A 26,488-nucleotide genomic window follows, 5' to 3' on the forward strand; every position below is an offset into this window, starting at 1 on the left:
GCACACTCTTCTAGCTTCCTATAAATCAATGTACCAAAAATAAAAAATTACTCTTCTTACTTTGAAGGAGGATTCCTAAAATGGCAAAAGCCAAGTTCGAACGTACAAAACCACACGTTAACGTTGGTACAATCGGTCACGTTGACCATGGTAAAACAACTCTTACCGCTGCAATCACAACTGTTCTTGCTCAAAAAGGTGGCGCTACTGCTACTGCTTATGATCAAATCGATAAAGCTCCTGAAGAAAAAGAGCGTGGTATCACCATCTCTACTGCACACGTAGAGTATGAAACAGACAACCGCCACTATGCACACGTTGACTGCCCAGGACATGCTGACTATGTGAAAAACATGATCACCGGTGCTGCGCAAATGGACGGAGCTATCTTGGTAGTATCTGCTGCTGATGGTCCTATGCCACAAACTCGTGAGCACATCTTGCTATCTCGCCAAGTTGGTGTTTCTCACATCGTTGTTTTCTTGAACAAAGTAGACATGGTTGACGACGAAGAACTATTGGAATTGGTAGAAATGGAAGTTCGTGAACTTCTTGATGAATACGAATTCCCTGGCGATGACATCCCAGTAATCGCAGGTTCTGCTTTGAAAGCTCTTGAAAACCCAGCTAGTGGAGAATGGGCTGACAAAATTCTTGAATTGATGGCTGCTGTTGACGCTTATGTTCCAGAACCAATTCGTGACACTGACAAACCTTTCTTGATGCCAGTTGAGGATGTATTCACCATTACTGGTCGTGGTACTGTTGCTACTGGTCGTGTAGAGAGCGGTGCTGTAAAAGTTGGGGAAGAAGTAGAAGTCATCGGTATCACCGATACTCGTAAAACTGTTGTAACTGGTGTAGAAATGTTCCGTCGTCTTCTTGATTCCGCTCAAGCTGGTGACAACATCGGAGCTCTACTTCGTGGGGTAGAACGTAAAGATATCCAACGTGGTCAAGTTCTTGCAAAACCAGGTAGTGTGAAACCTCACACCAAATTCAAAGCTCAAGTTTATGTTCTTTCCAAAGAAGAAGGTGGACGTCATACTCCTTTCTTCTCTAGCTACCGTCCTCAGTTCTACTTCCGTACAACGGACGTAACTGGTGTTATCCAACTTCCAGAAGGTACCGAAATGTGTATGCCTGGAGATAACGTAGAGATGGAAGTTGAATTGATTGCTCCTATCGCTATCGAAGACGGAACTCGTTTCACCATCCGTGAAGGTGGACGTACCGTTGGTGCTGGTGCAGTTACTGTAATTGAAAAATAGATAGAATGTATTACACTAGAAAAGCTGTTCTCCTATTAGGGTGGGAGGACAGCTTTTTTGTTTATATATGATTAATGATAGTAGTCCTAGATGAAAGGATTTGACGAACATTCTAGCCTTCTCATCTGTTGGATATAGTTTAAAATACAAAATTTACATAGAGGTGTCCCATATCTTTATTAGGATGTTCTCCGCTTGTTTTTCAAAAACGCCACTATTGTCGAGAATAGTCTTTATAAGTGACCACACATTCTTCATTTACATTAACAATTTTTCGATAGATGAGAATGAATGGTTTCTAGGGTAAGACTAGCTATGGATGATTTAATGTTTCATCGTAATGGCCACAGTTGTGTAAAATGAGCTTATTAGGTTTTTCGATTTCAAATGTGATTCGCAAGTCCATGTTGGCACTTGCTTCCCGGACATTAGGGCGATGATAACCTCTCATTTTTTTTACCCGTAGAGACGGATGCGTGAAATCTTCAGCTAACATGATTAGTGCTTGATTCAAGATTTTTTGTGTTTGTTTATCTAACTTTTTATAGCTTCTTTTGAAGCGAGTCGTTCGTTCAAAAATCATCGAATCTAATCCTCATCACTTTCCAAGTCATTAATCAGATCATGGATATTTTTAAACGATTTCATGCGCCCTGCTTGAATGTCTTCGTCAGCTTCTCTCTCCATTGTTTGCCATTTTTTTGTCCAAAACCATTGTTGATCAGCAGGAATTTGAATCATTGGGTAATCGTTATTTCTCCATTTTCATTGACAGATAATTCCAATATATCTCCTTCATTCAGATGGAATAACTCTAAAATCGATTTAGGCAGTGTCACTTGTCCACGTTTGTCGGTGAAAATTTTAAAAGGACTTGTGGAAAAAGGTGCTATTCGTTCGATTGGTAAAGGGAGGAATACATCATATATTGTTGTTGATTGAAGATCTTAAAGTGAGGTTAATGAAGGAATTTTTGTGAAAACAGGTGGCCGTAGTTTCAGACTATGATGAAACGAATCATGGCTTTTTTCTTATCATCACATCCTTCATACTAGAAGAATCAGCATATTAGTAGGCCTTCGTGAAATAAAAATAGAACGGATAACCTTGAAATGCAGGATACAGATCCCAGAGTCCGAATATGGCTCCAATCCTTTTCATGAGGTGATCTCCTATGATAAAAAAAGAGGCATGATTAATCAATGCCCCGTATCACTTATATATTTTAGTCGTTGATAACCTGTACCAAAACAGGTTCATCATCAGTTGGATATAGTTTAAAATCTGATTTTACACAGTGTACATAGAGACGTCCCGTCGTAGCTTTATAGACGTTTTCCGCTTGTTCTTCGAAAACGCCACCATTATCGAGAATAACATATAAGGCATTTGTGTCTTGGTCTTTATACGTAACCACACATTCATTTAGTCTCTTTTCGGCTGGCATAGGAGCTCCTTTGTGATACTTTATTTTGCTAAAGTTAGAATATACTTTCCAAGAAAATTAGTCAAATAAATCAGATATTGCCATAGTGGATGTAGAATCAGAGATTTCTAGAATTTTGGAGTTATATGGAAATATTACCTGTATAAGGTACTTAGAAAGTAAATAATGTTTAGTGTAAAGGACAACAGAAAAATTTGCATGAATGGGATGTTTTACTTATTAGGCTTTTCAAAATACCGATGAATAAGTGAACTTTTGGTGCATCAACAAAAGAGGTTTCTACTAGCAAATATTATCCAATAGTAGGAAAGCTATTTTTTTTCTTGCATCCCATTTGCTTTTTCTATATAATAGCGGGTGTTGTACTGTGAACAGCGATGATGCGGAAGGTTGCCGACACACCCGGCCCCTTTGCCATGGTCGGGCGGAAAATTTTCGCGGAGAAGTTCATTTATCAAAATGAGCGAAGGAGGGTTAAAGATGGCAAAACAAAAGATTCGCATTCGGTTGAAGGCGTATGACCACCGTGTTTTGGATCAATCGGCAGTGAAGATTGTCGACACTGCAAAACGTACGGGAGCAAGTGTATCAGGTCCGATTCCACTACCTACGGAAAAAGCAGTTTATACCATTTTACGGGCGGTTCATAAATATAAAGATTCACGCGAACAGTTTGAAATGCGTACGCATAAGCGTTTGATTGATATTGTGAATCCTACTCAACAAACAGTTGATGCGCTAATGAGACTCGACCTGCCATCCGGCGTCGACATTGAAATCAAACTATAATTTATCCATTTCAAAATGGCAGGAGGTGTAACAATTGAAAGGAATTCTAGGGAAAAAGATTGGGATGACCCAATTGTTTCGTGAAGATGGAACAGCAGTAACAGTAACAGTTGTTGAAGCTGGACCATGTGTTGTTCTTCAAAGGAAAGATGAAACAACCGACGGATACGAAGCGATCCAACTAGGGTTTAAAGAAAAAAAGGAACACCGTTCCAACAAACCTGAACTTGGACATGCGAAGAAAGCAAATGCGAAAGCACAGAGCTTTATCAAAGAAATCCGCGGGATGAACCCAGAAGAATACGAACTAGGTACTGTTGTCAAAGCAGATCTCTTTGCTGAAGGAGAGCTTGTTGACGTGACAGGTACTTCAAAAGGTAAAGGTTTTGCAGGGGCGATCAAGCGTCACAACCAAAGCCGCGGACCTATGAGTCACGGTTCCCACTATCATCGTGGACCCGGTTCTTTAGGTGCTATTGCTCCAAACCGTGTTTTCAAAGGACAAACCTTACCAGGTCGTATGGGTGGAGAGCGTATTACAACACAAAACCTGCAAGTGGTTCGTGTGGATTCTGAAAAGAATTTGCTGCTTATTAAAGGAAACGTACCTGGACCTCGGAACAGTTATGTAGTAATTCGTTCCACAGCAAAAGGCGTTAAATAACATCAGAAAGGAGGATCAATCATGCCAAAGGTATCAGTTGTTGATGTAACGGGTTCCCAAGTTGGCGAATTAGAATTGGCTGACGCAGTATTTGGGATTACCCCAAACAAAGCTGTACTTCATGATGCAGTAGTGATGCAACAAGCATCCTTGCGCAGTGGAACTCACGATGTAAAGAATCGTTCCGAAGTTCGCGGTGGTGGTAAAAAGCCATGGAAACAAAAAGGAACAGGACGTGCTCGTGCAGGTAGCTCACGTTCCCCTATTTGGGTTGGTGGTGGTACTGTTTTTGGACCTACCCCTCGTAGCTATGCTTACAAGCTTCCTAAAAAAGTTCGTCGTCTTGCAATCAAGTCTGCTCTATCTACTAAAGTAGAAGATCAAGACGTAGTTGTTTTGGATGCATTAACACTATCTGCTCCAAAAACAAAAGAAATGGTTCAAGTTTTGAAAAACTTGGGCGCTGAAAAGAAAGCATTAGTTGTAACCAATAATTTGGAAGACGGTGCAGTTCGTGCTGTTCGCAATATCCCAGGTGTGAAATTGATTGCTGCTGAAGGAGTAAATGTATTAGACGTGTTAGCACATGACAAGTTGATCATTACTACTGACGCAGTAAGTCGTGTAGAGGAGGTGTTTGGCCAGTGAAGGACCCACGTGACATTATCCGTCGACCCATCGTAACAGAAGCATCGACTGCCATGATGGAAGAAGGAAAATACGTATTTGAAGTTGACATTCGTGCGAATAAATTTCAAATACGTCAGGCATTAGAAGCCATTTTTGATGTGAAAGTGGACCGTGTAAACACAATGCGTGTACCAGGCAAAACAAAGCGCTATGGTCGTTACTCCGGTCGGACACCAGAATGGAAAAAAGCAATTGTAAAACTTGCTGAAGGCAGCAAGCAAATCGAAATATTTGAGAGCTAGAAATCCAAAGGGTAAAGGAGGGAAATAGCAAATGGGTATTAAAAAGTATAAACCAACTACACCTTCACGTCGTCATATGACCGGTTCTACCTTTGAAGAGATTACCACTTCTACACCAGAGAAATCTCTTACTACTTCTTTAGTGAGAAAAGCTGGTCGTAACAACCAAGGTCGTTTAACGATGCGTCACCAAGGTGGCGGACATAAACGTAAATACCGTATCATTGATTTCAAACGGAACAAAGATGGTATCCCAGGCAAAGTAGCTACGATCGAGTATGATCCAAACCGCTCTGCTAATATTGCACTCATTCATTATGCTGATGGTGAAAAACGCTATGTATTAGCACCAAAAGGTTTAAAAGTTGGTACTGAAATCATGTCTGGCCCTGAATCCGACATCAAAGTGGGTAATGCATTGCCACTACGCAATATTCCAGTTGGTACAGAGATTCACAACATCGAGTTGAAACCAGGTCGTGGCGGACAGTTAGTGCGTGCTGCTGGTACTTCTGCTCAGTTGTTGGGTAAAGGTGCACACAAAGGCGAAGAAGGAAAATATGTTATCATTCGTTTGGCTTCTGGTGAAACACGTATGATCCTTGCAGACTGTCGTGCTACCATCGGTCAAGTTGGTAACCTCGATCATGAATTGATCACAGTAGGTAAAGCAGGACGTAGCCGTTGGAAAGGTATTCGCCCAACTGTTCGTGGTTCTGTTATGAACCCTAATGACCACCCACACGGTGGTGGGGAAGGTCGTGCTCCTATCGGACGTAAGTCTCCTGTGACTCCTTGGGGTAAACCAACTCTTGGCTACAAAACTCGTAAGAAAAACAAGGCTTCGGACAAATTTATCGTTCGTCGTCGCAAGAAAAAATAATAACCTCTTCCTATCCCGCGGAAGGGACCTTTCGTGGGAGCGATATGTTGGATGATTATGGTATGAGAGGAGGCGTATCGCATGGGTCGTAGCCTGAAAAAAGGGCCTTTTGCAGATGCTCATCTACTGAAAAAAGTAGAGGTTTTGAACGAGAAAAACGAAAAGAAGATCGTGAAAACATGGTCTCGTCGCTCTACCATCTTCCCTGATTTTGTCGGTCACACATTTGCTGTTCACGATGGACGTAAACATGTGCCTGTATATGTAAGCGAAGATATGGTAGGTCACAAACTCGGCGAATTTGTTCCTACCCGTACGTATAAGGGACACGCTGGGGACGATAAGAAAACTCGCAAGCGCTAATTATTCTTATGTAAAGAAAGGAGGGTAAACATGAACGTCGTACGCCAACGCAAGATTAGAAAGTTGATTAAAGAACATGACATCGCAAGCGTTGCTGAGTTGACTGAGCGTCTACAAGATGCAGGCATCAAGGCAACTGAGGAAGCCGTAGCAAAAGATGTTGCAGAACTAGGTTTGATCATCACTTCTACCAAAGGTGGTACAACGAAATTCGTTTTCCCGCCATTTGCAGTTGCTAAAAACATAAGAATCGCTCCTCGTAAAGTTCGTCTGGTTATCGATTTGATTCGTGGTAAATCGATTGATGAAGCAGCGGCGATTCTAAAATTCACACCTCGTGCTGCATCTCCAGTTATCGAGAAAGTACTGAGTTCTGCTGTAGCAAATGCTGAGCATAACTTTAACTTAAATCAAGGTAACTTAGTTGTAAAAGAAGCTTATGTGGATGAAGGACCGACATTGAAACGATTCATCCCACGTGCACAAGGACGCGCAAGCCGCATCAACAAACGTACTAGCCACATCACAGTGGTAGTATCTGAAAAATAATTTTTCAATAAGGAGGGAAGAACTTTGGGTCAAAAAGTTAGCCCAGTGGGATTGAGAGTCGGTATTATTCGTGATTGGGAATCCAAGTGGTACGGCGGCAAAGATTACGCTACACTACTTCATGAAGACATCCGTGTTCGCGATCACATCAAAACACAATTGAAAGATTCCTCAGTTTCTAAAGTAGAGATCGAACGTGCAGCAAACCGTCTAAACGTATCCATCTATACAGCGAAACCTGGAATGGTTATTGGGAAAGGCGGTACCGAAGTAGAAAAACTTCGTAACCAACTTACCAAAATGACTGGTAAAAAAGTTCACATCAATATCAATGAAATCAAAAGCCCTGAGTTGGATGCTTATCTTGTAGCTGAAAACATTGCAAGTCAATTAGAGCGTCGTGTTTCTTTCCGTCGAGCTATGAAACAAGCAATCGGACGTACTCTTCGTTCCGGTGCAAAAGGGGTTCGCACACTAGTAAGTGGTCGTCTTGGTGGTGCTGATATCGCTCGTAGTGAGGGATATAGCGAAGGTACCGTTCCACTACATACTTTACGTGCTGATATCGATTATGGCTTTGCAGAAGCACATACCACTTATGGTCGTATCGGAGTAAAAGTATGGATTTACCGTGGTGAAGTACTGCCTACCAAAGGGAAAAAAGGAGCAGTCGAAGGAGGCGAGTAACGCATGCTAATGCCAAAAAAGGTCAAGTTTCGTCGTCCTCACCGTGGAAAAATGCGTGGGAAGGCGAAAGGCGGAACAGAAGTTGCTTTTGGTGAATACGGCCTAAAAGCATTGGAACCATCTTGGATTACCAACCGTCAAATTGAAGCAGCGCGTATTGCGATGACTCGTTATATCAAACGTGGTGGGAAAGTATGGATTAAGATTTTCCCAGATAAGCCAATTACTCAAAAACCTCTTGAGGTTCGTATGGGTAGCGGTAAAGGTTCCCCTGAAAAATGGGTAGCTGTTGTAAAACCTGGTAAAATCATGTTTGAATTGGCGGGAGTACCAGAGGAAGTTGCTCGTGAAGCAATGCGTCTAGCAGCTCACAAACTTCCAATCAAAACAAAATTTGTAAAACGTGAAGCAGGTGGTAACGAATGAAAGCAGCAGAGCTAATCGAGTTGACCACCACTGAGCTCGAACAAAAACTGACGCAGTACAAAGAAGAATTGTTTAACCTACGTTTTCAATCTGCAACAGGGCAATTGGAAAACCCAAACCGCTTGGGTCAAGTACGCAAAGACATTGCTCGTTGTAAAACGGTCCTTCGCCAGCGTGAACTGGATAGCGAAAGGAGGAATCGGGGTTGAGCGAACAACGTACAACACGTCGGAAAGTGCGTGTCGGTAAAGTGGTCAGCGACAAAATGGATAAAACAGTCGTAGTTGCAGTAGAAACCTATAAAAAGGATCGTCTGTACGGCAAACGCGTAAAACATACCAAAAAGTTTAAAGCCCATGATGAGAACAACCAAGCCAAAACAGGTGACATCGTAAGAATCATGGAGACTCGCCCATTATCGAAAGATAAGAATTGGCGTCTCGTAGAGATTGTAGAAGAGGCTGTCATCATCTAAGGAGTTCTCTTAAGGAAGGAGGAAAGACCGATGATTCAACAACAGACACGTCTTCGAGTTGCAGATAACTCCGGTGCGAAAGAAATCATGTGCATTCGTGTGTTAGGTGGATCGAAGAAGTCTACTGCTGGTATCGGTGATATCATCGTTGCTTCGGTGAAACAAGCTACACCCGGAGGCGTTGTTAAGAAAGGCGATGTAGTCAGGTGCGTAGTAGTTCGTACTGTTCGTCCAAACCGTCGTCCTGATGGCTCCTATATTCGTTTCGATGAAAATGCAGCAGTCGTGATTAAGGATGACAAAAGCCCACGTGGTACCCGTATCTTTGGACCAGTTGCCCGTGAGCTACGTGATCGCGACTTTATGAAGATTATCTCCTTAGCACCAGAAGTGCTTTAAGGACAGATCGTGAGAGATAAGGAGGTGCGCGTGAGTGAAAAGCGAAAAACGCCCCAATAAACTTCACATCAAAACTGGTGATACGGTTATCGTGATGCGTGGGAAAGAAGCTCCATACTTCCAAGATGGCAAAAAGGTGTACACGAAAGGCCGTGTCATCAAAATGCTTCCTAAAGAAGGCAGAGCACTCGTTGAGGGAGTCAACATGGTGAAGAAACACTCCCGTCCAACACAAGCAAATCCTCAAGGTGGAATCATCGAAAAAGAAGCGCCAATCGATGTATCCAACTTGATGATTGAAGATCCAAAAACAAAACAACCAACCCGTATTGGCTATAAGTTTATCGAAGGTAAAAACGGTGAACAGAAGAAAGTACGGTTTGCGAAAAAGTCAGGCGAAATCCTGGATAAATAGTATGAGGAAGGGAGGTACATTCCTTGACTGCACGGTTAAAAGAAACATATACAAATGAAATTGTTCCTTCTTTGATGAATAAGTTTGAGTACAAGTCTGTAATGCAAGTTCCAAAAGTGGAGAAGATTGTTTTGAACATGGGTGTTGGTGAAGCTGTTCAAAACTCCAAAGTGTTGGACAATGCAGTAGAAGACATGACCGTTATTGCTGGTCAAAAACCAGTAATTACTCGAGCAAAAAAATCAATCGCAAGTTTTAAACTTCGTGAAGGAATGCCAATTGGAGTAAAGGTTACCCTACGTGGTAAGCGTATGTACGATTTCTTAGACAAATTGATCAACATTTCGCTACCTCGTGTCCGTGACTTCCGTGGTATTTCCCCTAAATCTTTTGATGGACGTGGAAACTATACCTTAGGAGTTAAAGAACAATTGATTTTCCCAGAAATCTCGTACGACAAGGTAGATAAGGTGCGTGGTATGGACGTAGTTATCGTAACTACTGCTAATACTGATGAAGAAGCATTTACACTACTTTCTGAAATGGGGATGCCATTTCGCAAATAATAAGGCAAAGGAGGGAATCCGTTGGCCAGAAAATCGATGATCGTCAAATCACAGCGCAAACCTAAGTTTGAGGTGCAAGGGTACACTCGTTGCGAACGTTGTGGACGTCCTCACTCTGTATTACGCAAATTTCGACTATGTCGTATCTGTTTCCGTGAATTGGCCTACAAAGGGCAGATTCCCGGCGTAAAAAAAGCAAGCTGGTAATGCTTCTGAAAGGAGGGCTCACACATGGTGATGACAGATCCCATTGCGGATATGCTGACTAGAATTCGTAACGCAAACATGGTTCGCCATGAAAGTGTTGAACTACCTGCTTCTCGTGTAAAACGTGAGATCGCAGAAATATTAAAGCAAGAAGGATTTATTCGCGATGCTGAATACATCGAGGATAATAAGCAAGGCATCCTTCGTATTTTCTTAAAGTACGGTACAAACAACGAAAAGGTAATCACTGGTCTAAAAAGAATCAGTAAACCTGGACTTCGTGTATATGCCAAATCTAATGAAGTACCTCGCGTACTACGTGGACTTGGAATTGCGATCCTATCAACAAATAAAGGAATCGTAACTGACAAAGAAGCACGTCAACAACGCGTTGGTGGAGAAGTGCTAGCATACATCTGGTAATGATGGAGGTGAACCAAACATGTCTCGTATCGGGAAAAAACCAATTACTGTTCCTGCTGGTGTCGAAGTAAACTTAGAAGGCAATCAGTTGACAGTAAAAGGACCCAAAGGTACTTTGACTCGCAATCTGCACGCAGAAATGAAGATCAATATCTCAGCAAATGAGTTGTTGGTTGAGCGTCCTAGCGATCATCGTACACATCGGGCACTGCACGGAACAACTCGTAGCATCATCTCCAACATGGTGGAAGGTGTATCTACTGGTTTCTCTAAAACCCTTGACCTAGTAGGTGTTGGGTACCGTGCATCGAAAAAAGGAACCAATATTGTATTAAACGTTGGATATTCTCACCCAGTTGAGATTACTCCAACTGATGGTATCGAACTTGATGTTCCTACTCAAACACAAGTAATCGTCAAAGGTATCGACAAAGAAAAAGTCGGTGCTATGGCTGCTAACATTCGTTCCGTACGTGAGCCTGAACCTTACAAAGGAAAAGGGATTAAATACTCTACAGAACGAATTCGTCGTAAAGAAGGTAAAACTGGTAAATAGAATTTTTAATTCAGAAGGGAGTGAACCAGACCGTGATTCAAAAAGCAGATCGCAATCAAAATCGGAAAAAGCGTCACCTTCGGGTTCGGAAAAAACTTTTTGGCACGGCTCTTCGTCCTCGCCTTAATGTATTCCGTTCATCCAAGAACATCTACGCACAACTTATTGATGATGAAGCAGGAGTAACCCTTGTTTCCGCTTCTACGATGGATAAAGAGTACCAAGGTGCAGGTGGTGGGACCGTTGATGCAGCAAAAAGTGTCGGCGAGTTAATTGCCAAACGTGCTGTCGAAAAAGGATACAACAAAGTTGTATTTGATCGTGGAGGATACCTCTATCATGGTCGTGTACAAGCGTTAGCGGATGGGGCAAGGGAAGGAGGTCTTGACTTCTAATGAGACAAAACAAAGGTAATAAACGTGATGCTGCGCAGTCCGAGTTCACAGAAAAACTTGTTAACATCAACCGTGTAGCAAAAGTAGTAAAAGGTGGACGTCGTTTCAGCTTCAGTGCACTTGTTGTTGTTGGTGATGGAAAAGGTCGTGTTGGTGCCGGTATCGGTAAAGCGGCTGAAGTACCAGAAGCTATCAAAAAAGGTGTAGAAGCAGCGAAGAAAAACCTCATCACTGTTCCTCTAACCGGAAATACGATTCCTCACGATATCGTAGGACGTTTTGGAGCAGGAAAAGTTCTTTTGAAACCAGCTAGCCAAGGTACTGGTGTTATCGCTGGAGGTCCTGTTCGTGATGTGCTAACAGTTGCAGGTGTTGGTGATATCTTGACGAAATCTACCGGATCCAACAATCCAATCAACATGGTACGCGCAACTCTAGAGGGACTTTCAAGTCTTAAACAAGCCGAACAAGTAGCGAAACTACGTGGCAAAACTGTTGAAGAGCTACTCGGATAAGGAGGGATAACCGTGGCAAACAAATTAGCGATTACCCTCAGACGGAGTATGATTGGGCAGTCGGAGCGCGTTCGGGTAACCCTTCGTACATTAGGCCTAACCAAACGTGAACAAACTGTGGTCAAGCCAGATAATGCTTCGATTCGAGGTATGGTAAATAAAGTTGTTCATCTTGTAGATGTAAAAGAAGTAACTGAGTAATAGCATTGACTTAATACAAGAGGAGGTGCAAAGCATGAAATTAAACGAGCTAAAACCAGCACCTGGTTCTCGCAAAGAGTCAAGACGTGTAGGTCGTGGAATGGCTTCTGGTTCTGGTAAAACTTCTGGTCGTGGACATAAAGGTCAAAACGCTCGCTCAGGTGGTGGAGTTCGACCTGGTTTTGAAGGTGGTCAGAATCCAATCTACCGTCGTTTGCCAAAACGTGGATTTACTAGCCCGAATCGCAAAGAGTATGCGATCGTAAATCTTGATACTTTGAATCGTTTTGCTGAGGGTACAGAAGTTACTCCTGAGCTACTCACAGAACTTGGTGTTGTCAAAGATACTAAGTCTGGAATTAAGATTCTTGGAAATGGTGAGCTTCAAGTAAAACTTACTGTTAAAGCTCATAAGTTTTCTGAAACTGCAGCTGAGAAAATCAGAGCCGCTGGCGGAGCAACGGAGGTAATCTAACATGTTTGCGACCCTTGGTAACATTTTTAAGGTAGAAGATCTTCGCCGTCGAATACTGTTTACTCTTATTATGCTGGTAGTTTTTCGGATTGGTAGTTTTATACCAGTTCCAAATACTAATCCTGCTGTGCTTCAGCAACTTGCTGATAAAAGTCAAGGAGTATTCGGTCTGATCAATGCTTTTTCTGGTGGAGCTTTTCGTAATTTCTCTATCTTTGCGATGGGAATTATGCCTTACATTACTGCTTCGATTATTGTTCAGCTACTCACGATGGATGTAATTCCTGCATTTGCTCGGTGGGCAAAAGAAGGAGAGACTGGTAGACGTAAAATTACACAAGCTACACGTTATTTTACGATCGGTTTGGCGTTAATCCAATCCATTACTTTGTCCTTGGGATTTGATCGTCTGCTAGGAAGTGGATTTATACAAAACCCTAATGTTTGGACTTATGCACTTATCTCTCTTACACTTACTGCGGGTACAACTTTCTTGATGTGGTTAGGGGAGCAAATTACAGAAAAAGGGATTGGGAACGGGATCTCTATTCTTATTTTCGCTGGTATCATGGCTAGCATCCCTAATCATATCAGTCAGGTATACAGTAGCTTGTTTACCAAGAATGCACCTATTGCCATTGGTGTATTAAAAACTGTCGGATTACTTGTTGTAATTGTGATTGTCATCGTGGGCGTTATTTACATCCAACAGGGAGTACGTAAAATCCCAGTCCAATATACCAAAAGAGTTGTTGGTCGTAAGATGTATGGGGGTCAGTCGACACACCTGCCATTTAAAATCAATGCAGCTGGTGTTATCCCTGTGATCTTTGCACTATCGCTCTTGCTTTTCCCACCTACTATTGCGAGTTTCTGGGCGGGTAATGCTGTAGCGGACTGGATTCGTGTCAACTTTGACTATACACAAGCTCCACTCGGTATGATTCTTTATCTGCTTCTCATTGTTGGGTTTACGTACTTCTATACTTTTGTACAGATTAACCCAATGCAACTTTCTGATCAGATGAAGAAAAATGGTGGTTTTGTTCCTGGTATCCGTCCTGGTAAAGCGACAGAATCTTATCTCACAAAAGTATTGAATCGCCTTACGCTTCCAGGGGCATTCTTCCTTGCAGCAGTTGCTATTCTTCCAGTCTTTATCATTTCTCTCTCAGGTCTTCCACAGTCTGTACAGATTGGTGGTACATCCCTTTTGATCGTTGTAGGGGTAGCACTTGAGACGATGAAGACGATTGAGAGCCAACTAATCAAGCGCCATTACAAAGGATTCATGAACAGCTAAGACAAAGAAATTGACATACACATGCGACCATAGGTCGAACTTGATACGTGTGGCCGTCCTTCCGGAGGGATGAGATGTGAATATCATACTGATGGGATTACCCGGTGCAGGAAAAGGAACACAAGCAGCACTTATTGTTGAGAAACTGCATATTCCTCATATCTCCACTGGGGACATGTTTCGTGCCGCTGTAAAAGAAGAAACACCTCTTGGAGTAGAAGCTAAATCTTACATGGATCAAGGGGCTTTGGTCCCTGACCGTGTGACGATTGGTATCGTCCGGGATCGGTTAGGCAAAAATGATTGTGAGAGTGGTTTTCTATTAGATGGATTTCCACGTACAGTTCCACAGGCGGAAGCACTCGACGAGTTACTTTCTGATCTAGGTAAAGAGATCGATTATGTTATCTATATCGAAGTATCACAACAAGAGTTGCTTAATCGTTTAACTGGCCGTCGTATTTGTAGCAATTGTGGGACTACATTCCACCTTCAGTTTGCTCCACCTAAAGTAGATGGAGTTTGCGATCGCTGTGGTGGTTCTCTTTACCAGCGAGAAGATGATCAAGAAGAAACTGTAGCAAAACGTCTACAGATCAATCAGGAACAAACAGAACTTTTGATTCGTTACTATACGGAAAAAGAAAAGTTAGTACGAGTTGATGGTGAACAACCGATAGAGCAAGTAACGGAGACTATCTTCTCTAAAATTCGGAGTAGGACTAGATGATTACCATAAAATCAGCGAATGAAATCGAAAAGATGCGCCAGGCAGGTAGGTTAGTCGCCCTTACGCATCAAGAGTTGAAAAAATATATTCATCCCGGCGTTACGACCATGGAATTAGATCAGCATGCAGAACAGTTTATTCGTAGTTTTGGAGCAACACCATCCTTTAAAGGGTATAATGGCTTCTCAGGAAGTGTGTGCACTTCCGTAAATGAAGAACTGGTGCATGGGATCCCGGGTCCAAGAAAGCTAAAAGATGGAGATATTATTTCAATTGATATCGGTGCGTATTATGAAGGGTTCCATGGCGATTCTGCTTGGACATATCCAGTTGGAACAATTTCACCTGAGGTAGCACGTCTTCTAGCAGTGACGGAAGCCTCATTATTCGACGGTTTAAAAGTACTAAAAGCGGGTATACGCCTTGGCGATATGGGCAGCCGCATTCAAGCAGTAGCGGAAGATGCTGGTTTTTCTATCGTTCAAGAGTATGCTGGACATGGAATTGGAAGAGAGTTGCACGAACAACCTACTATTCCAAACTATGGTATTGCTGGACGTGGACAAAGAATAAAGAGTGGGATGACACTGGCGATTGAACCGATGGTGAATATGGGAAGTCGATATGTTCATACCCTTGATGATGGATGGACGGTAGTGACCGATGACGGTTCTTGGTGCGCTCATTTTGAGCATACTACCCTGATCACAGATGAAGGCTATGAGATTCTTACCCTAGCAGAAGGTGACTTCGAATGAAGGCCTTACATGAGGCAGCAAGTCGAATTCATTTAGGGCAGATAATAATGGTCTTATCTGGACGGGAAGCTGGCAATTATGCGGTCGTTGTTCGTTTAGATGATTCTTATGTTTGGTTAGCAAATGGGAGAGAACGCAAATTTGCTAAGCCAAAGCGTAAGAATAGACGTCATGTACAACCGACGAGATATATTGCAGATGAAGTAAGTGATGCGATACAGTCCAATGGATTTGTAGATGATGCGAAATTGGTGTTTGCCCTAAATCAGTACAAAAAGCTGAATTTGAAGGGGGGGAAATCTGCAACAAAACATAGAGAATAACCTATTAAAAAATAGGTTAAAAATGGCTGTAGCTTGACTAAGGTGCGCGATTAGGTTAACTTAGTTGTGATCTGAAAGTCATTTAAGTCAAAAAGACTTTCTCATTCGAGGCAATGAGGTAAGGCTCAGCTATTTGCTATGTTTTCGTGGCAGAGTAACTCTATTGGCCAAAGAAGATGTGATTGAGGTTGAGGGTATTGTAAAAGAACCCCTACCTAACGCCATGTTTAAAGTGGAGTTAGAGAACGGTCATGAAGTGCTCGCTCATGTATCTGGTAAGATTCGCATGCACTTCATTCGGATTTTGCCAGGAGACAAAGTGACAGTTCAACTTTCTCCATACGACTTATCCCGTGGGCGTATTACCTATCGGTATAAATAGTCTAAAGTTAGAGGCCCAAAGACTAGAAGTTTTATTTTAAAAATGCTTCTGCTTTGATTCCTCTAAAATAGGAGGTTTGGAGAAGTGAAAGTTCAACCATCAGTTAAACCCATTTGCGAAAAATGTAAGGTAATCAGACGCAATGGAAAAGTCATGGTAATTTGTGAAAATCCAAGGCATAAACAAAAGCAAGGTTAGGAGGTGTAGAGATAGATGGCACGGATAGCAAGTATTGACTTACCTCGTGAAAAGCGGGTAGAGATCGCTCTCACCTACATCTATGGTATTGGTCGTCCAAAAGCTAATGAAATTTTAGCTGCGACAGGTATTAATCCAGATACTCGTGTACGTGATCTAACAGAAGAGGAAGTATCCAAACTACGTACTTACATTGATAAAAGCGTAGTGGTAGAAGGAGACCTCCGTCGTGATGTTGCACTTAACATCAAACGTTTGATGGAAATTGCATCTTACCGTGGTATTCGCCATAGAAGAGGATTACCTGTTCGTGGTCAAAGTACCAAAACCAATGCTCGTACACGTAAAGGTCCACGTCGTACAGTAGCGAATAAGAAAAAATAATAAGTAAGGAGGGATACTTGTGGTAAAACGTAAAACAACCAACCAACGTGTGAAACGTCGTGTAAAAAAACACGTTGAATCTGGCGTGGTACACATTCGCTCCACTTTTAACAATACGATCATCACGATTGCTGATCCACGTGGTAATTCCATCGCTTGGGCTAGCGCTGGTACCATGGGCTTCAAAGGAAGCCGTAAAAGCACACCATTTGCTGCTCAAATGGCTGCCGAACAAGCTGCAAAAACAGCAATGGAAAGTGGCATGAAAAGCGTAGAAGTAATGGTTAAAGGGCCAGGAGCTGGACGTGAAGCAGCGATTCGATCACTACAAGCTGCGGGATTAGAAGTGAGTTTGATTAAAGACGTAACTCCTATCCCACACAATGGTTGTCGTCCGCCAAAGCGTCGTCGTGTATAGTCAGTCGTGCCTGTTGGTTTATTTTACCGGTAATTTGTGTATAATGGATGAGACAAGTTCTGATCTATTTTATTTATTAAATACCGAATAATGCCCGGAACGCGACGTTCTAAAAGGAGGGGCCGTATGATAGAAATTGAAAAACCTAGGATCGATGCGGTTAAAATGAGCGACGATCATCGATACGGAAGATTCGTGGTGGAACCCCTAGAACGTGGATACGGAACAACATTGGGTAATTCGCTGCGCCGTATCTTGCTCTCCTCTTTACCCGGCGCTGCTGTCACATCTGTGCATATCGATGGGGTATTGCACGAGTTTTCCACCATTGCGGGTGTGGTAGAGGATACAACGGAGATTATATTAAATCTAAAAAAGTTATCTCTGAAGATTCATTCCGATGAGGAAAAGGTTTTAGAAATCGATATTGAGGGCGGTTCTGGGGGAAGAGCTGTTCTTGCTGGAGATATCCGTGCGGATAGCGATGTAGAAATCTTAAATCCAGGTCTTCACATTGCAACGCTTGCAGGGGATGCACACTTACATATTCGTATGACTGCGAATCGTGGTCGTGGATATATTCCTGCTGAGCGCAATAAGTCAGAAGACATGCCAATCGGAGTTATCCCTATTGATTCTATTTATACACCGATCGACAGAGTGAACTTTCAAGTTGAGAATACACGTGTTGGACAAGTTACCAACTATGACAAACTGACGTTGGAAGTTTGGTCTGATGGTAGTTTGCATCCAGATGAAGCAGTCAGCCTTGGTGCTAAGATCTTAAACGAGCATCTTATGCTATTTGTTGGTTTGACAGAAGAAGCACAAGGTGCAGAGATTATGGTTGAAAAAGAAGAGGATAAGAAAGAGAAAGTGATGGAAATGACCATCGAAGAACTTGATCTATCTGTCCGTTCTTATAACTGCTTAAAACGTGCTGGCATCAACACCGTACAAGAGCTAACTCAAAAATCCGAAGAAGATATGATGAAAGTGCGTAACTTAGGACGTAAATCGCTAGAAGAAGTGCAAGAAAAGCTAGTGGAACTCGGACTTGGATTACGTGAAGAAGATTAATCCTAAGTAGCGGGGGAGGGAAAAAATATGGCATACTCCAAGTTAGGACGTAATAGTAGTGCGAGAAAAGCACTTCTTCGTGACCTCGTGACAGACTTGATTCTAAACGAAAGAATCGAAACAACTGAAGCAAAAGCTAAGGAACTTCGTTCTGTCGCAGACAAGCTGATTACACTTGGAAAACGCGGCGATCTCCACGCTCGTCGTCAAGCAGCAGAGTTTGTTCGTACCAATCGTTCCTACACAGAGAACGAAGGGGAAGAAGCAACTCATCATAAAAACGTTGATGCAGTTAAAAAATTGTTTGAAGATATCGCACCACGTTACCAAGAGCGCAATGGTGGGTATACTCGTATCTTGAAACTAGGACCACGTCGTGGTGATGGTGCACCAATGGTTTTTATTGAACTTGTAAAGTAAAAAAGAATTGACAAAGGGGAGGGCAGGATCGGACCGGTCCACCCTTTTTTGTTAGAAAATGTTATAACTATTCGGCAATAAGCCTCTATTAAGCCTACAAGCTTATCCATCGACAAGATTTCTTTATCGGATAAAAAGCCATAACTTTATCTGCTAGTATGAACGGATAAGCTTTTGTGGGTTGTTTTTCTTGATTAGGAGCGTTTTTATGGGAACGGAAATTACCTTAAAAGATGTATGGTTTCATTATTATCCTCAAACAGAATCCCGTGAACATTGGGCAGTTCAAGATGTGAGTTTAACCTTTAAACAAGGTGAATATATCAGTATCATTGGTTCCAATGGATCAGGGAAATCATCTTTAGCTTGTCTCTTGAATGGGTTATTTATTCCAACCGAGGGAGAGTTTCGTATTAATGAGCAGCTGATTACAACGGATCAAGACCGCTGGGAATTAAAACGTAGAGTAGGCATGATTTTTCAAAATCCAGATAACCAAATTGTTGCACCTTCGGTTATTGATGATATTGCCTTTGGCCTTGAAAACTTGGGAGTAAACCGAGAAGAAATGAAATTGCGCATTCCTCTTGTTTTACAGCAAGTTGGTCTATCAGGTTTGGAAAAAAAAGAACCGCATCATCTATCAGGCGGGCAAAAACAACGTCTCGCTATTGCAGGTATTTTGGCTATGCATCCAGATGTTATCATATTCGATGAATCTACATCGATGTTGGACCCAGATGGGAGAAAACATATCCTTCGATTGATGGATGAATTGCATAAATCAGGTATTACTATTATTCATATCACGCATCAGGCTACTGAGGCATTTCTTGCACAGCGGCTTATTGTGATCCATCGAGGCCGAATAATGATGGATCAAAGCAGAAAAGAATTATATGCAAATGCGACTCTACTAGACCAATGGGGCTTAGATGTACCAATTGGTATTTTGTTGCACCAAGCATTAAGAAATAAAGGTTGGAAACTTTCAGAGAAGATTGAGAGTGAAGAACAATTGGTGAGTGAGTTATGGACATCCATGTAAATGACATATCGTATGTGTATCAGAAGGGAACACCATTTGAAGAAGAGGCTCTGACAAATCTCTCCTTCTCTATCCCGCATGGGATTATACAGGCGATTATTGGGAAGACAGGTTCAGGGAAATCCACTTTAATTGGGCTATTATCAGGTTTATTGCGTCCCTCTAAAGGGAGTATTACAGTTGGTGAGGATAAAGTTACTGCAAACACCAAAAAAATTCTTTATCGCTCTAAGATTGGCGTTGTTTTTCAATATCCAGAGCACCAATTATTTGCAGAGACTGTTTACAGAGATATTTCCTATGGACCTACAAATCAAGGTATCCCTGCTGAAGAAATAAAAAATCGGGTTTATCATGCTATTAAATTGGTTGGCTTAGATGAATCGTTACTCGAGAAATCCCCCTTCAGTTTAAGTGGTGGACAGATGAGAAGAGCAGCACTTGCAGGTGTTCTGGCTATGGAGCCATCTATCCTCATATTGGATGAACCTACAGCCGGTTTAGACAGAATAGGCAGTGAGCAACTATTGAATCTTATTCATCATTTACATCAGCAAAAACAAGTAACGATTATTTTGGTTACACATCAAATGGATGAAGTAGCGAGATTAGCAGATCGCGTTCTTGTCTTAGAGAAAGGACAATCTGTTTTTAAAGGTTCACCAGTTGAGTTGTTTTCAGATCGATCAAGGCTGGATAGACTTGGTATGGAACCTCCAAGCTTAACCAAACTAATTGACCGTCTGAATGAGCGTATTCATCCGCCCATTCCTACTTCTTTATTTGAACTTGACCAGCTTGTTGCTCATTTAGAGCTTCGAAGGAAGGAAGGAAATAATGAGTAGGATTGTTATCGGGCAATACATCCCAGGGGACTCTTTCCTGCATCGACTTGATCCAAGAGCAAAACTCCTCTTTGTTTTTCTGTTTTTCTTTCTCATTTTTCTTGCAAATAATATACCTTCTTATCTTTTACTCTATTTATTTGTCATCATCTGTATCCTTTTATCACAGATACGAGTACGTCTCTTCTTGGGATCTACCAAACCAGTCTTATTTATTATTATTTTTACCTCTATCTTACATTTGATCATGACGAAAGGAGGAGCAGTACTTCTTTCAACACCTCTATTTACCGTATATGAAGAGGGAGTACGACAAGCTGCTTTTATCTCTTCTCGTTTTCTTATCCTTGTAGTCATGGCGTCTGTATTAACATTTACTACATCTTCACTCGATTTAACCGATGCTTTGGAGCAATTACTAGAACCACTGAAAAAAATACGTATTCCTGTTCATGAATTAGCATTAATGATGTCTATTGCACTACGATTTATTCCTACACTGTGGGAAGAAACAGAAAAAATCAAGAACGCGCAGCTTGCACGGGGAGCGAACTTGGAAAGTGGTAATATTTTTAAGCGTGTAACAGCCTATATACCTATTTTTATCCCATTGTTTCTCTCCTCTTTTCGCAGAGCTGAAGAGCTCGCGATGGCAATGGAAGCGAGGGCTTACCGTGGAGGAGTTGGTCGAACCAAATATCGATTGTTGAAGTACAAAGGAAAAGATTATAGTTTAATTGTGATCTTTCTCCTGTTAGTAATCTTAATAGGATGGCTTCGCTCATGAGAAAAATAAAGATGATTATCGCTTATGACGGTACTGATTTCTCCGGTTTCCAACGTCAACCGGGACGTCGCACGATTCAAGGCGTTTTAGAGGAGACCCTCAGCAGGATACTGAAAGAGAACATCATTATTGAAGGTTCAGGCAGAACAGATGCAGGCGTACATGCTTTGGGGCAAGTATGTCACTTTGTCACGAGTAAACCCATACCTGCAAAGCGTTTTCCATATATTCTTCGGCACACACTGCCAGCGGATTTGATCATCAATAGTAGTGAAGAAGTAGAGCTGGACTTTCATGCCCGGAAAAGTGCTCATTGGAAGACCTATCGCTATCAAGTTGAAACACAAGCAGTTCCTAGGCTTCATATGAGGCGTTTTGCTTATCACTATCCTGTTGAAATCGATCTGAAAACGATGAAACGAGCTGCTGAACATCTAGTTGGGGAGCATGATTTTACTTCTTTTTGCTCAGCAAAAACAGAAATAGAGGATAAAGTACGTACGATATATGATTTAATGGTTTGGGAGGAAAATGGGTTTCGTTATGTAGAAGTAACGGGAAGCGGTTTTCTTTATAATATGGTGAGAATTATCGTTGGTACCCTTCATGACGCGGGAAAAGGGAAGATTAATGCACATGATATTCCCTCTATAATAAACGCATGTGATCGCCAAGCGGCAGGCTCTACGTTTCCACCAGAGGGGCTGCACCTTTTGGAAGTGGGTTATCAACCTAAGACAAAGGATTTTCTTTACGTATAATAAAGGAGATCTTTGTTTTATTAAATGAGTGTATGAACACTAATAATGCAGCAAGTGGAGGCATTTTTTTCTAACATCCTAAAAATGACTAACTTTAGTGATTCCATTGACATTAGGCCCTTTATTGGGGTATGATCATATTTGGTATTTTCCGCTAGCCCCGTGGAAAATCATGTTCGGCAAAAAGGAATTTCCCAAATAGATATGTATTTTCTACCCCTTTGCTTCAAGGGATAGAAACCTACTTTATTCAAGGAGTGAATACAATGCGCACCACTTATATGGCTAAGCCACAAGACGTGGATCAAAAGTGGTATGTGGTAGATGCAGCAGGTAAAACACTCGGTCGCTTAGCAACTGAAGTAGCTACCTTGCTTCGTGGAAAACACAAACCAACTTACACCCCTCATATTGATACTGGAGATTTTGTTATCGTTATTAACTCTTCTCAAATCAACCTAACTGGTAAAAAGCTAGAACAAAAACGTTACTATCGTCACTCTGGATTCCCAGGTGGATTGAAATCAATCACCGCTGGGGACCTGCGTGCTAGCCGTCCAGAACGCATGATTGAACTAGCTGTTAAAGGAATGCTTCCTAAAGGACCTCTTGGTCGCAGCCAATTGAAAAAATTAAAAGTATACGCTGGTAGTGAACATCCTCATCAGGCTCAACAGCCGATCCCGTATGAGCTACGCGGCTAATAAAAGGAGTGAAAAAGTAAATGGCACAAGTACAATATCGCGGTACCGGACGCCGTAAAGAATCCGTAGCACGTGTACGTCTTGTAGCTGGTGATGGTCGTATCGTCATCAACGGACGTAGCATTGATGATTACTTCAATCTAGAAACACTAAAAGCAATCGTTCGTCAACCATTGGTATTAACAGATACAGCTGGTCGTTACGATGTATTGGTTAATGTTGACGGCGGTGGATATACTGGTCAAGCTGGAGCAATTCGTCATGGTATTTCTCGTGCACTTCTAGAAGTGGATAACGAGCTTCGTCCAGCATTGAAAAAAGCTGGATTCCTGACCCGTGATCCAAGAATGAAAGAGCGTAAAAAATATGGATTGAAAGCTGCACGTCGTGCACCTCAGTTCTCCAAACGTTAATGATCGAAACAAAGACTTCCAATCTTATGACTGGAAGTCTTTTTAACATGTTTTTTGTTACTGGTGAGATGGGCTTCTAGTTATTTCATCAGTCATTTCATTACTTTAGTAGTAGATTTCTAGCGCAATTTCGTTAAATTGCGGAGAGTATCCTCATAGTTATAAAAGAGTTCTTTCATGTCTTCTATAAACTCTTGATTGATATCCTCAAATTCGATATCCTCAAATTCTTCCATATTTACCCCATGATTTTTTTGGAAAGAAACTTTCCCTTGCTCTAAGTTAAAAACAATTTTATCCCCTTGCTTTATTTTCAGATGTTTTAAGACTTCTGCTGGTAAAGTTATTCCTAGACTGTTGCCGATTTTTGTCACTTTTCTCTCTACTTCTACCGTTGACACTTTGTCTCATTTTCCTTTCCTTTATTATTTATTTATGTATGCATCTGATCGCTCTTGATTTTCATTGTTATTACAATTATACATGGTATTTTCTTTCTGTAAACGAAAAACAGTCTTTATCTACCAATTGTAGATATTATATCTAAGGGTACCACTAACATTTTGTGATGCTAAGAGATTCAATATAAAAAAACAGTTACTAGATTAAGTGCGGAAAATTAGCATCTTTTATCCTTTAACAAAAATTCTTAGTATAAAGATGTTTTTGAATATAAATGTAGTGTAATCTAATCTTTAAAGATAAAATAATGTAAATAAGAGGTGTCGCCATGTACAAGCTAATGATTATCTTCAAAGAAACTGAAAACATAGAGGAATTTGAGCATTTTTATTATGATGATTTTATTCCAGCCATTGTGAATGTGGATGGGTTAGAGAGAATGGAGCTAACCAAAATCAGGATTCCTCTTGGATATACACGAGACACGCCAACCCCTTTTGATTTGCAGATTGAAATGTATTTTCAAACCAAAAAGTCATTTCAATTTTTCCTATATGAAAGTGAAATTGGACGGGAACTTCAAGAAAAGTTATCGTCATATAGTGAACCCATATATACATGTGCTTGGGGACATACAGAAGTAATTAGTAAATCAGAGATAGTTTCCCGCTACAATGACTTTGTGATCAACTCGTCTTCCTAATAGAATAGGTAGGAAAGGATGATTATAAATGATAAAATTGGAAGCATTGTTTCATATACCTGCTGACAAATCATTGTTTCAAAAGCAGATTCAGGAAGAGATTCTTCCAGGGCTCTATCAAATGCCATACATAGAAAAAATTGAACTAACTCCCTTTTCAGATACCCCTGATGAACTCCAAAAACAATTTCTAGATCGTCCTATTTACTATCAAATTGGTCTTTTTATAAAACAAGAAGATCTAAAGAAATCCTTTGAAACGGAAGCTGGTATAGCTATTGTCCAATATTTAAAATCCATGGGAGCCGAAGTGACTACCGCATATGGAGTTACAAAAATTTTTTACCGCTCAGATTTGGAACAACTAAGAGGATAACTCTTAGTCACTTGCATGTATTTTTGTCCTTCTTATTCCTTTTACCATAGAAACACCTTTTCAATTCGAAAAGGTGTTTTTTGTGTGATTAGAACTATGGATAAAGATTTGATCATACATCTAAAGTGATCAAACATAAAAAGAGGGATAAAGATGGACAAAGCGAGATTAAGTGCCAAGAATCAGATCACCTTACCTGAAACCATTTGCGATAAGCTCCAACTTGAACCGGGGGATGTGCTCGATTTTCTGGAAAATGAACATGGAGAAATTATTATCAAAAAGGGGGCACGAATAGAGGCTTTATTTGCCGTTTTAGATGAGATAAATCATGAAGCAAAGCAAATAGGAATAAAAGAGAGCGATCTATTGGATGAGTTGTCTAGCGTTCGGAGGAACAGACGCTATGGAGAAGAATAAAAAACTCCGTGTCTACGTTGATACCAATATTTTTATCTCTTTGCTTGCATTTAAAAGCCAAAGAATGCGCTATTTTTTAGAAGTAGTACAAAAAAATCACACTTTATTACTGTCTACAGCTGTTATAGATGAGATTGATGAAGTACTGTCAAGAAGATTCCCAAAAGCGGTACCTTTAATGAGTCGAATGCTTCGTTACCTTCAATATGAATTGATCCCCACTCCTGCTCCTAATGATCCTGCATACAAACAGATTGTAAAACAATTGCCGCCGATTAAAGACCCAGATGATGTCATCATCTTTGTCGGTGCGTGGATTGGTAAATCAGATGTGATTGTGTCCCATGATAAAAAACACTTCCATACGAAAGAAGTAAAAGCTGTGTTTACGGTGATGACCGTTCATGATTTTTTGTTCATTCATGATGTAAATCCAGTAGAGTGAATTATATTATCATATTTTTCTAATTAATCACTTATATTTACAATTAAATAGACAATGATCCAGTTTGTATGATAAAATTATAAAGGAATAAACAAAATAATCTAACAACAAGGGATGTAATGATGCGAAAATTTACGAAAGTCTTAGTTACTGCTGCTTTCGCGGTAGGAGTGACGATTACGGGTTTAGCACCATTAACCTATGCTGCTCCACTTACAAAACAAGTAGACCCAGAACAAGATCATAGAAGTACTATCTTGCAGACGGAACAGCTAGCTACACAGGGAAAAGCAATCAACAGTGAAGACTTTGCGATAGGCGTAAAAGGGCAAGATATCCAAAATAAATGGGGACAGCCTGATCCAGAAAGCTCCAGTGAAGACGCATTTACGTACAGCAAACGAAACATAGCGTTTTTCTTATCCAATGGTCTGGTTACCCACATCGTCTCCTATGACAAACGGTATGAACCCATCACTTATAAAGAAGTGAAAAAAACGCTAGGTGAACCTTCCAAAGAAACAAGGGGCGATGATGGAGTTTATACCACTTATGAGTGTGGAAAAAAATTGCTTGTCATCTCTTATTACTATGATAAGACCGGGAAAAATCCAGATACGATAAACCAAGTTGTCGTGATGAATCAATACAAAGATATGACACAAGAAGAGAAACAGCAATATAGGATGAAATGGCCTTCTTTGTTTAAGTGAGAACCCTGAAAATGATAGGAAGTAAATAAATAATCCCCCTTCTAAAGAAGGGGGATTTATGGTGTTTCATTATATACTCGGGGTACAGCATATGAGCTGCACCGGATGGTCCCCGCTGGCCGCGGCCGACACGTCTCAAAGAGGTCGGTCGCGGTCAGCGGTACCAAATCAAAGTTTCTAGGGTGCCCGGTTATGCCGGGCTCAACGTTGTCGCTTCATCGTGTCCTTTCGGGTAGA

The 26,488-nt window shown here is 41.2% G+C and carries 47 protein-coding genes and 2 pseudogenes; 44 read left to right on the forward strand and 5 right to left on the reverse strand.

All coding sequences use genetic code 11. The features are described from left to right. Window positions 1-80: 80 nt before the first annotated feature. Window positions 81-1,271, forward strand: a complete 1,191-nt coding sequence (gene tuf / locus AC5WOF_RS17405) for an elongation factor Tu (RefSeq protein ID WP_496051214.1) — start codon at window positions 81-83, stop codon at window positions 1,269-1,271. A gap of 313 nt (window positions 1,272-1,584) precedes the next feature. On the opposite strand, the gene AC5WOF_RS17410 is transcribed toward tuf, so the two are convergent. The 4 genes from AC5WOF_RS17410 to AC5WOF_RS17425 form a co-directional block, all read right to left on the reverse strand. Beyond that, complete coding sequence (locus tag AC5WOF_RS17410) at window positions 1,585-1,854, reverse strand: cytotoxin (RefSeq protein ID WP_496051215.1); 270 nt, start codon at window positions 1,852-1,854, stop codon at window positions 1,585-1,587. A gap of 5 nt (window positions 1,855-1,859) precedes the next feature. Continuing rightward, entirely contained in the window at window positions 1,860-2,012 is a 153-nt protein-coding gene (locus AC5WOF_RS17415; protein WP_496051216.1) for a hypothetical protein, read from the reverse strand. Beyond that, on the reverse strand, window positions 2,009-2,200 hold the full coding sequence (locus AC5WOF_RS17420; protein ID WP_496051281.1) for an AbrB/MazE/SpoVT family DNA-binding domain-containing protein: 192 nt from the start codon (window positions 2,198-2,200) through the stop codon (window positions 2,009-2,011). The genes AC5WOF_RS17415 and AC5WOF_RS17420 overlap by 4 nt, the downstream gene beginning before the upstream one ends. A gap of 296 nt (window positions 2,201-2,496) precedes the next feature. Further along, a complete protein-coding gene (locus AC5WOF_RS17425; protein WP_496051217.1) occupies window positions 2,497-2,718 on the reverse strand; it encodes a hypothetical protein in 222 nt (73 codons plus the stop codon). 480 nt (window positions 2,719-3,198) lie between these two features. Between AC5WOF_RS17425 and rpsJ the strand changes: the two genes are divergently transcribed. From rpsJ to rpsI, 38 genes and pseudogenes are all read left to right on the forward strand, one after another. Beyond that, a complete protein-coding gene (gene rpsJ, locus AC5WOF_RS17430) occupies window positions 3,199-3,507 on the forward strand; it encodes a 30S ribosomal protein S10 (protein ID WP_028777698.1) in 309 nt (102 codons plus the stop codon). Window positions 3,508-3,541: 34 nt separating this feature from the next. Then, the gene (gene rplC, locus AC5WOF_RS17435) at window positions 3,542-4,171 is read left to right on the forward strand and encodes a 50S ribosomal protein L3 (RefSeq protein WP_496051218.1); all 630 of its coding nucleotides are present in this window, start codon (window positions 3,542-3,544) and stop codon (window positions 4,169-4,171) included. Window positions 4,172-4,192: 21 nt separating this feature from the next. Next, window positions 4,193-4,819 carry a 50S ribosomal protein L4 gene (rplD, locus tag AC5WOF_RS17440; protein WP_496051219.1) on the forward strand — a complete coding sequence of 209 codons (627 nt, stop codon included), beginning with the start codon at window positions 4,193-4,195 and terminating at the stop codon, window positions 4,817-4,819. Next, a complete protein-coding gene (gene rplW / locus AC5WOF_RS17445; RefSeq protein WP_240876412.1) occupies window positions 4,816-5,103 on the forward strand; it encodes a 50S ribosomal protein L23 in 288 nt (95 codons plus the stop codon). Before rplD ends, rplW begins: the two co-directional genes overlap by 4 nt. Before the next feature lie 31 nt (window positions 5,104-5,134). Beyond that, the gene (rplB, locus tag AC5WOF_RS17450) at window positions 5,135-5,986 is read left to right on the forward strand and encodes a 50S ribosomal protein L2 (RefSeq protein ID WP_496051220.1); all 852 of its coding nucleotides are present in this window, start codon (window positions 5,135-5,137) and stop codon (window positions 5,984-5,986) included. 81 nt (window positions 5,987-6,067) lie between these two features. Beyond that, entirely contained in the window at window positions 6,068-6,349 is a 282-nt protein-coding gene (gene rpsS / locus AC5WOF_RS17455) for a 30S ribosomal protein S19 (protein ID WP_028777703.1), read from the forward strand. Window positions 6,350-6,379: 30 nt separating this feature from the next. Next, window positions 6,380-6,559, forward strand: a pseudogene (locus AC5WOF_RS17460) (hypothetical protein); the annotation flags it as partial. A gap of 18 nt (window positions 6,560-6,577) precedes the next feature. After that, window positions 6,578-6,898 (forward strand): annotated as a pseudogene (rplV, locus tag AC5WOF_RS17465) (50S ribosomal protein L22); the annotation flags it as partial. 24 nt (window positions 6,899-6,922) lie between these two features. Then, window positions 6,923-7,585 (forward strand): 30S ribosomal protein S3, encoded by a 663-nt coding sequence (gene rpsC, locus AC5WOF_RS17470; protein ID WP_496051221.1) that lies wholly within the window; start codon window positions 6,923-6,925, stop codon window positions 7,583-7,585. A gap of 3 nt (window positions 7,586-7,588) precedes the next feature. Continuing rightward, a complete protein-coding gene (rplP, locus tag AC5WOF_RS17475) occupies window positions 7,589-8,011 on the forward strand; it encodes a 50S ribosomal protein L16 (RefSeq protein WP_240876415.1) in 423 nt (140 codons plus the stop codon). Continuing rightward, a complete protein-coding gene (gene rpmC / locus AC5WOF_RS17480) occupies window positions 8,008-8,220 on the forward strand; it encodes a 50S ribosomal protein L29 (RefSeq protein ID WP_496051222.1) in 213 nt (70 codons plus the stop codon). The genes rplP and rpmC overlap by 4 nt, the downstream gene beginning before the upstream one ends. After that, on the forward strand, window positions 8,217-8,486 hold the full coding sequence (rpsQ, locus tag AC5WOF_RS17485; protein ID WP_240876417.1) for a 30S ribosomal protein S17: 270 nt from the start codon (window positions 8,217-8,219) through the stop codon (window positions 8,484-8,486). The genes rpmC and rpsQ overlap by 4 nt, the downstream gene beginning before the upstream one ends. 30 nt (window positions 8,487-8,516) lie before the next feature. Further along, complete coding sequence (gene rplN, locus AC5WOF_RS17490) at window positions 8,517-8,885, forward strand: 50S ribosomal protein L14 (protein WP_496051223.1); 369 nt, start codon at window positions 8,517-8,519, stop codon at window positions 8,883-8,885. Between the two features lie 34 nt (window positions 8,886-8,919). After that, window positions 8,920-9,300: a 50S ribosomal protein L24 gene (gene rplX, locus AC5WOF_RS17495; protein ID WP_338057510.1), complete on the forward strand. Its 381-nt coding sequence runs from the start codon at window positions 8,920-8,922 to the stop codon at window positions 9,298-9,300. Between the two features lie 23 nt (window positions 9,301-9,323). Then, window positions 9,324-9,866 carry a 50S ribosomal protein L5 gene (gene rplE, locus AC5WOF_RS17500; protein ID WP_496051224.1) on the forward strand — a complete coding sequence of 181 codons (543 nt, stop codon included), beginning with the start codon at window positions 9,324-9,326 and terminating at the stop codon, window positions 9,864-9,866. 21 nt (window positions 9,867-9,887) lie between these two features. Next, window positions 9,888-10,073, forward strand: coding sequence for a type Z 30S ribosomal protein S14 (locus AC5WOF_RS17505; RefSeq protein WP_028777712.1), 186 nt, complete (start codon window positions 9,888-9,890; stop codon window positions 10,071-10,073). 24 nt (window positions 10,074-10,097) lie between these two features. Further along, the gene (rpsH, locus tag AC5WOF_RS17510) at window positions 10,098-10,496 is read left to right on the forward strand and encodes a 30S ribosomal protein S8 (protein ID WP_496051225.1); all 399 of its coding nucleotides are present in this window, start codon (window positions 10,098-10,100) and stop codon (window positions 10,494-10,496) included. A gap of 19 nt (window positions 10,497-10,515) precedes the next feature. Further along, entirely contained in the window at window positions 10,516-11,052 is a 537-nt protein-coding gene (rplF, locus tag AC5WOF_RS17515; protein ID WP_496051226.1) for a 50S ribosomal protein L6, read from the forward strand. Between the two features lie 32 nt (window positions 11,053-11,084). Then, the gene (gene rplR, locus AC5WOF_RS17520; RefSeq protein ID WP_496051227.1) at window positions 11,085-11,447 is read left to right on the forward strand and encodes a 50S ribosomal protein L18; all 363 of its coding nucleotides are present in this window, start codon (window positions 11,085-11,087) and stop codon (window positions 11,445-11,447) included. Beyond that, the gene (rpsE, locus tag AC5WOF_RS17525; protein WP_496051228.1) at window positions 11,447-11,962 is read left to right on the forward strand and encodes a 30S ribosomal protein S5; all 516 of its coding nucleotides are present in this window, start codon (window positions 11,447-11,449) and stop codon (window positions 11,960-11,962) included. Before rplR ends, rpsE begins: the two co-directional genes overlap by 1 nt. Before the next feature lie 12 nt (window positions 11,963-11,974). Next, entirely contained in the window at window positions 11,975-12,163 is a 189-nt protein-coding gene (gene rpmD, locus AC5WOF_RS17530) for a 50S ribosomal protein L30 (protein WP_496051229.1), read from the forward strand. A gap of 34 nt (window positions 12,164-12,197) precedes the next feature. After that, on the forward strand, window positions 12,198-12,638 hold the full coding sequence (gene rplO, locus AC5WOF_RS17535) for a 50S ribosomal protein L15 (protein WP_496051230.1): 441 nt from the start codon (window positions 12,198-12,200) through the stop codon (window positions 12,636-12,638). A 1-nt stretch (window position 12,639) separates the two neighbouring features. Next, window positions 12,640-13,941 (forward strand): preprotein translocase subunit SecY, encoded by a 1,302-nt coding sequence (gene secY, locus AC5WOF_RS17540; protein ID WP_496051231.1) that lies wholly within the window; start codon window positions 12,640-12,642, stop codon window positions 13,939-13,941. Between the two features lie 76 nt (window positions 13,942-14,017). Further along, a complete protein-coding gene (locus tag AC5WOF_RS17545; RefSeq protein WP_496051232.1) occupies window positions 14,018-14,671 on the forward strand; it encodes an adenylate kinase in 654 nt (217 codons plus the stop codon). Then, complete coding sequence (gene map / locus AC5WOF_RS17550; RefSeq protein ID WP_496051233.1) at window positions 14,668-15,429, forward strand: type I methionyl aminopeptidase; 762 nt, start codon at window positions 14,668-14,670, stop codon at window positions 15,427-15,429. The genes AC5WOF_RS17545 and map overlap by 4 nt, the downstream gene beginning before the upstream one ends. Beyond that, window positions 15,426-15,752 (forward strand): KOW domain-containing RNA-binding protein, encoded by a 327-nt coding sequence (locus AC5WOF_RS17555; RefSeq protein WP_496051234.1) that lies wholly within the window; start codon window positions 15,426-15,428, stop codon window positions 15,750-15,752. Before map ends, AC5WOF_RS17555 begins: the two co-directional genes overlap by 4 nt. 163 nt (window positions 15,753-15,915) lie before the next feature. Further along, window positions 15,916-16,134: a translation initiation factor IF-1 gene (infA, locus tag AC5WOF_RS17560; RefSeq protein WP_028777722.1), complete on the forward strand. Its 219-nt coding sequence runs from the start codon at window positions 15,916-15,918 to the stop codon at window positions 16,132-16,134. An 84-nt stretch (window positions 16,135-16,218) separates the two neighbouring features. After that, window positions 16,219-16,332, forward strand: a complete 114-nt coding sequence (gene rpmJ, locus AC5WOF_RS17565; protein ID WP_240876428.1) for a 50S ribosomal protein L36 — start codon at window positions 16,219-16,221, stop codon at window positions 16,330-16,332. A gap of 15 nt (window positions 16,333-16,347) precedes the next feature. Continuing rightward, entirely contained in the window at window positions 16,348-16,716 is a 369-nt protein-coding gene (gene rpsM, locus AC5WOF_RS17570; protein ID WP_496051235.1) for a 30S ribosomal protein S13, read from the forward strand. A gap of 19 nt (window positions 16,717-16,735) precedes the next feature. Further along, a complete protein-coding gene (rpsK, locus tag AC5WOF_RS17575) occupies window positions 16,736-17,134 on the forward strand; it encodes a 30S ribosomal protein S11 (RefSeq protein ID WP_496051236.1) in 399 nt (132 codons plus the stop codon). 126 nt (window positions 17,135-17,260) lie between these two features. Beyond that, window positions 17,261-18,214 (forward strand): DNA-directed RNA polymerase subunit alpha, encoded by a 954-nt coding sequence (locus tag AC5WOF_RS17580; protein WP_496051237.1) that lies wholly within the window; start codon window positions 17,261-17,263, stop codon window positions 18,212-18,214. A gap of 27 nt (window positions 18,215-18,241) precedes the next feature. Further along, window positions 18,242-18,634 (forward strand): 50S ribosomal protein L17, encoded by a 393-nt coding sequence (gene rplQ, locus AC5WOF_RS17585; protein WP_496051238.1) that lies wholly within the window; start codon window positions 18,242-18,244, stop codon window positions 18,632-18,634. 208 nt (window positions 18,635-18,842) lie between these two features. Beyond that, window positions 18,843-19,682, forward strand: coding sequence for an energy-coupling factor transporter ATPase (locus tag AC5WOF_RS17590; RefSeq protein ID WP_496051239.1), 840 nt, complete (start codon window positions 18,843-18,845; stop codon window positions 19,680-19,682). Further along, entirely contained in the window at window positions 19,667-20,527 is an 861-nt protein-coding gene (locus tag AC5WOF_RS17595) for an energy-coupling factor transporter ATPase (RefSeq protein WP_496051240.1), read from the forward strand. The genes AC5WOF_RS17590 and AC5WOF_RS17595 overlap by 16 nt, the downstream gene beginning before the upstream one ends. Then, complete coding sequence (locus AC5WOF_RS17600) at window positions 20,517-21,314, forward strand: energy-coupling factor transporter transmembrane component T family protein (RefSeq protein ID WP_496051282.1); 798 nt, start codon at window positions 20,517-20,519, stop codon at window positions 21,312-21,314. The genes AC5WOF_RS17595 and AC5WOF_RS17600 overlap by 11 nt, the downstream gene beginning before the upstream one ends. Further along, the gene (gene truA / locus AC5WOF_RS17605) at window positions 21,311-22,075 is read left to right on the forward strand and encodes a tRNA pseudouridine(38-40) synthase TruA (protein ID WP_496051241.1); all 765 of its coding nucleotides are present in this window, start codon (window positions 21,311-21,313) and stop codon (window positions 22,073-22,075) included. Before AC5WOF_RS17600 ends, truA begins: the two co-directional genes overlap by 4 nt. Window positions 22,076-22,341: 266 nt before the next feature. Further along, window positions 22,342-22,779: a 50S ribosomal protein L13 gene (gene rplM, locus AC5WOF_RS17610; protein WP_496051242.1), complete on the forward strand. Its 438-nt coding sequence runs from the start codon at window positions 22,342-22,344 to the stop codon at window positions 22,777-22,779. A 20-nt stretch (window positions 22,780-22,799) separates the two neighbouring features. Beyond that, window positions 22,800-23,192 (forward strand): 30S ribosomal protein S9, encoded by a 393-nt coding sequence (rpsI, locus tag AC5WOF_RS17615; RefSeq protein WP_240876441.1) that lies wholly within the window; start codon window positions 22,800-22,802, stop codon window positions 23,190-23,192. 119 nt (window positions 23,193-23,311) lie between these two features. Here the strand turns inward: rpsI and AC5WOF_RS17620 are convergent, their stop codons facing one another. Continuing rightward, entirely contained in the window at window positions 23,312-23,593 is a 282-nt protein-coding gene (locus AC5WOF_RS17620; RefSeq protein ID WP_496051243.1) for an AbrB/MazE/SpoVT family DNA-binding domain-containing protein, read from the reverse strand. Window positions 23,594-23,922: 329 nt separating this feature from the next. Here AC5WOF_RS17620 and AC5WOF_RS17625 point away from each other — a divergent pair, with 329 nt between their 5' ends. From AC5WOF_RS17625 to AC5WOF_RS17645, 5 genes are all read left to right on the forward strand, one after another. Then, entirely contained in the window at window positions 23,923-24,297 is a 375-nt protein-coding gene (locus tag AC5WOF_RS17625; protein ID WP_496051244.1) for an EthD family reductase, read from the forward strand. Window positions 24,298-24,325: 28 nt separating this feature from the next. Beyond that, window positions 24,326-24,673 (forward strand): hypothetical protein, encoded by a 348-nt coding sequence (locus AC5WOF_RS17630; RefSeq protein WP_496051245.1) that lies wholly within the window; start codon window positions 24,326-24,328, stop codon window positions 24,671-24,673. 153 nt (window positions 24,674-24,826) lie between these two features. Then, a complete protein-coding gene (locus AC5WOF_RS17635) occupies window positions 24,827-25,093 on the forward strand; it encodes an AbrB/MazE/SpoVT family DNA-binding domain-containing protein (protein WP_496051246.1) in 267 nt (88 codons plus the stop codon). Next, window positions 25,080-25,538 (forward strand): PIN domain-containing protein, encoded by a 459-nt coding sequence (locus AC5WOF_RS17640; protein ID WP_496051247.1) that lies wholly within the window; start codon window positions 25,080-25,082, stop codon window positions 25,536-25,538. The genes AC5WOF_RS17635 and AC5WOF_RS17640 overlap by 14 nt, the downstream gene beginning before the upstream one ends. A 122-nt stretch (window positions 25,539-25,660) precedes the next feature. Beyond that, window positions 25,661-26,251 (forward strand): DUF4309 domain-containing protein, encoded by a 591-nt coding sequence (locus AC5WOF_RS17645; protein ID WP_496051248.1) that lies wholly within the window; start codon window positions 25,661-25,663, stop codon window positions 26,249-26,251. The last annotated feature ends 237 nt before the right edge of the window (window positions 26,252-26,488 follow it).

It is taken from the genome of Shimazuella sp. NTD250, assembly GCF_059510375.1.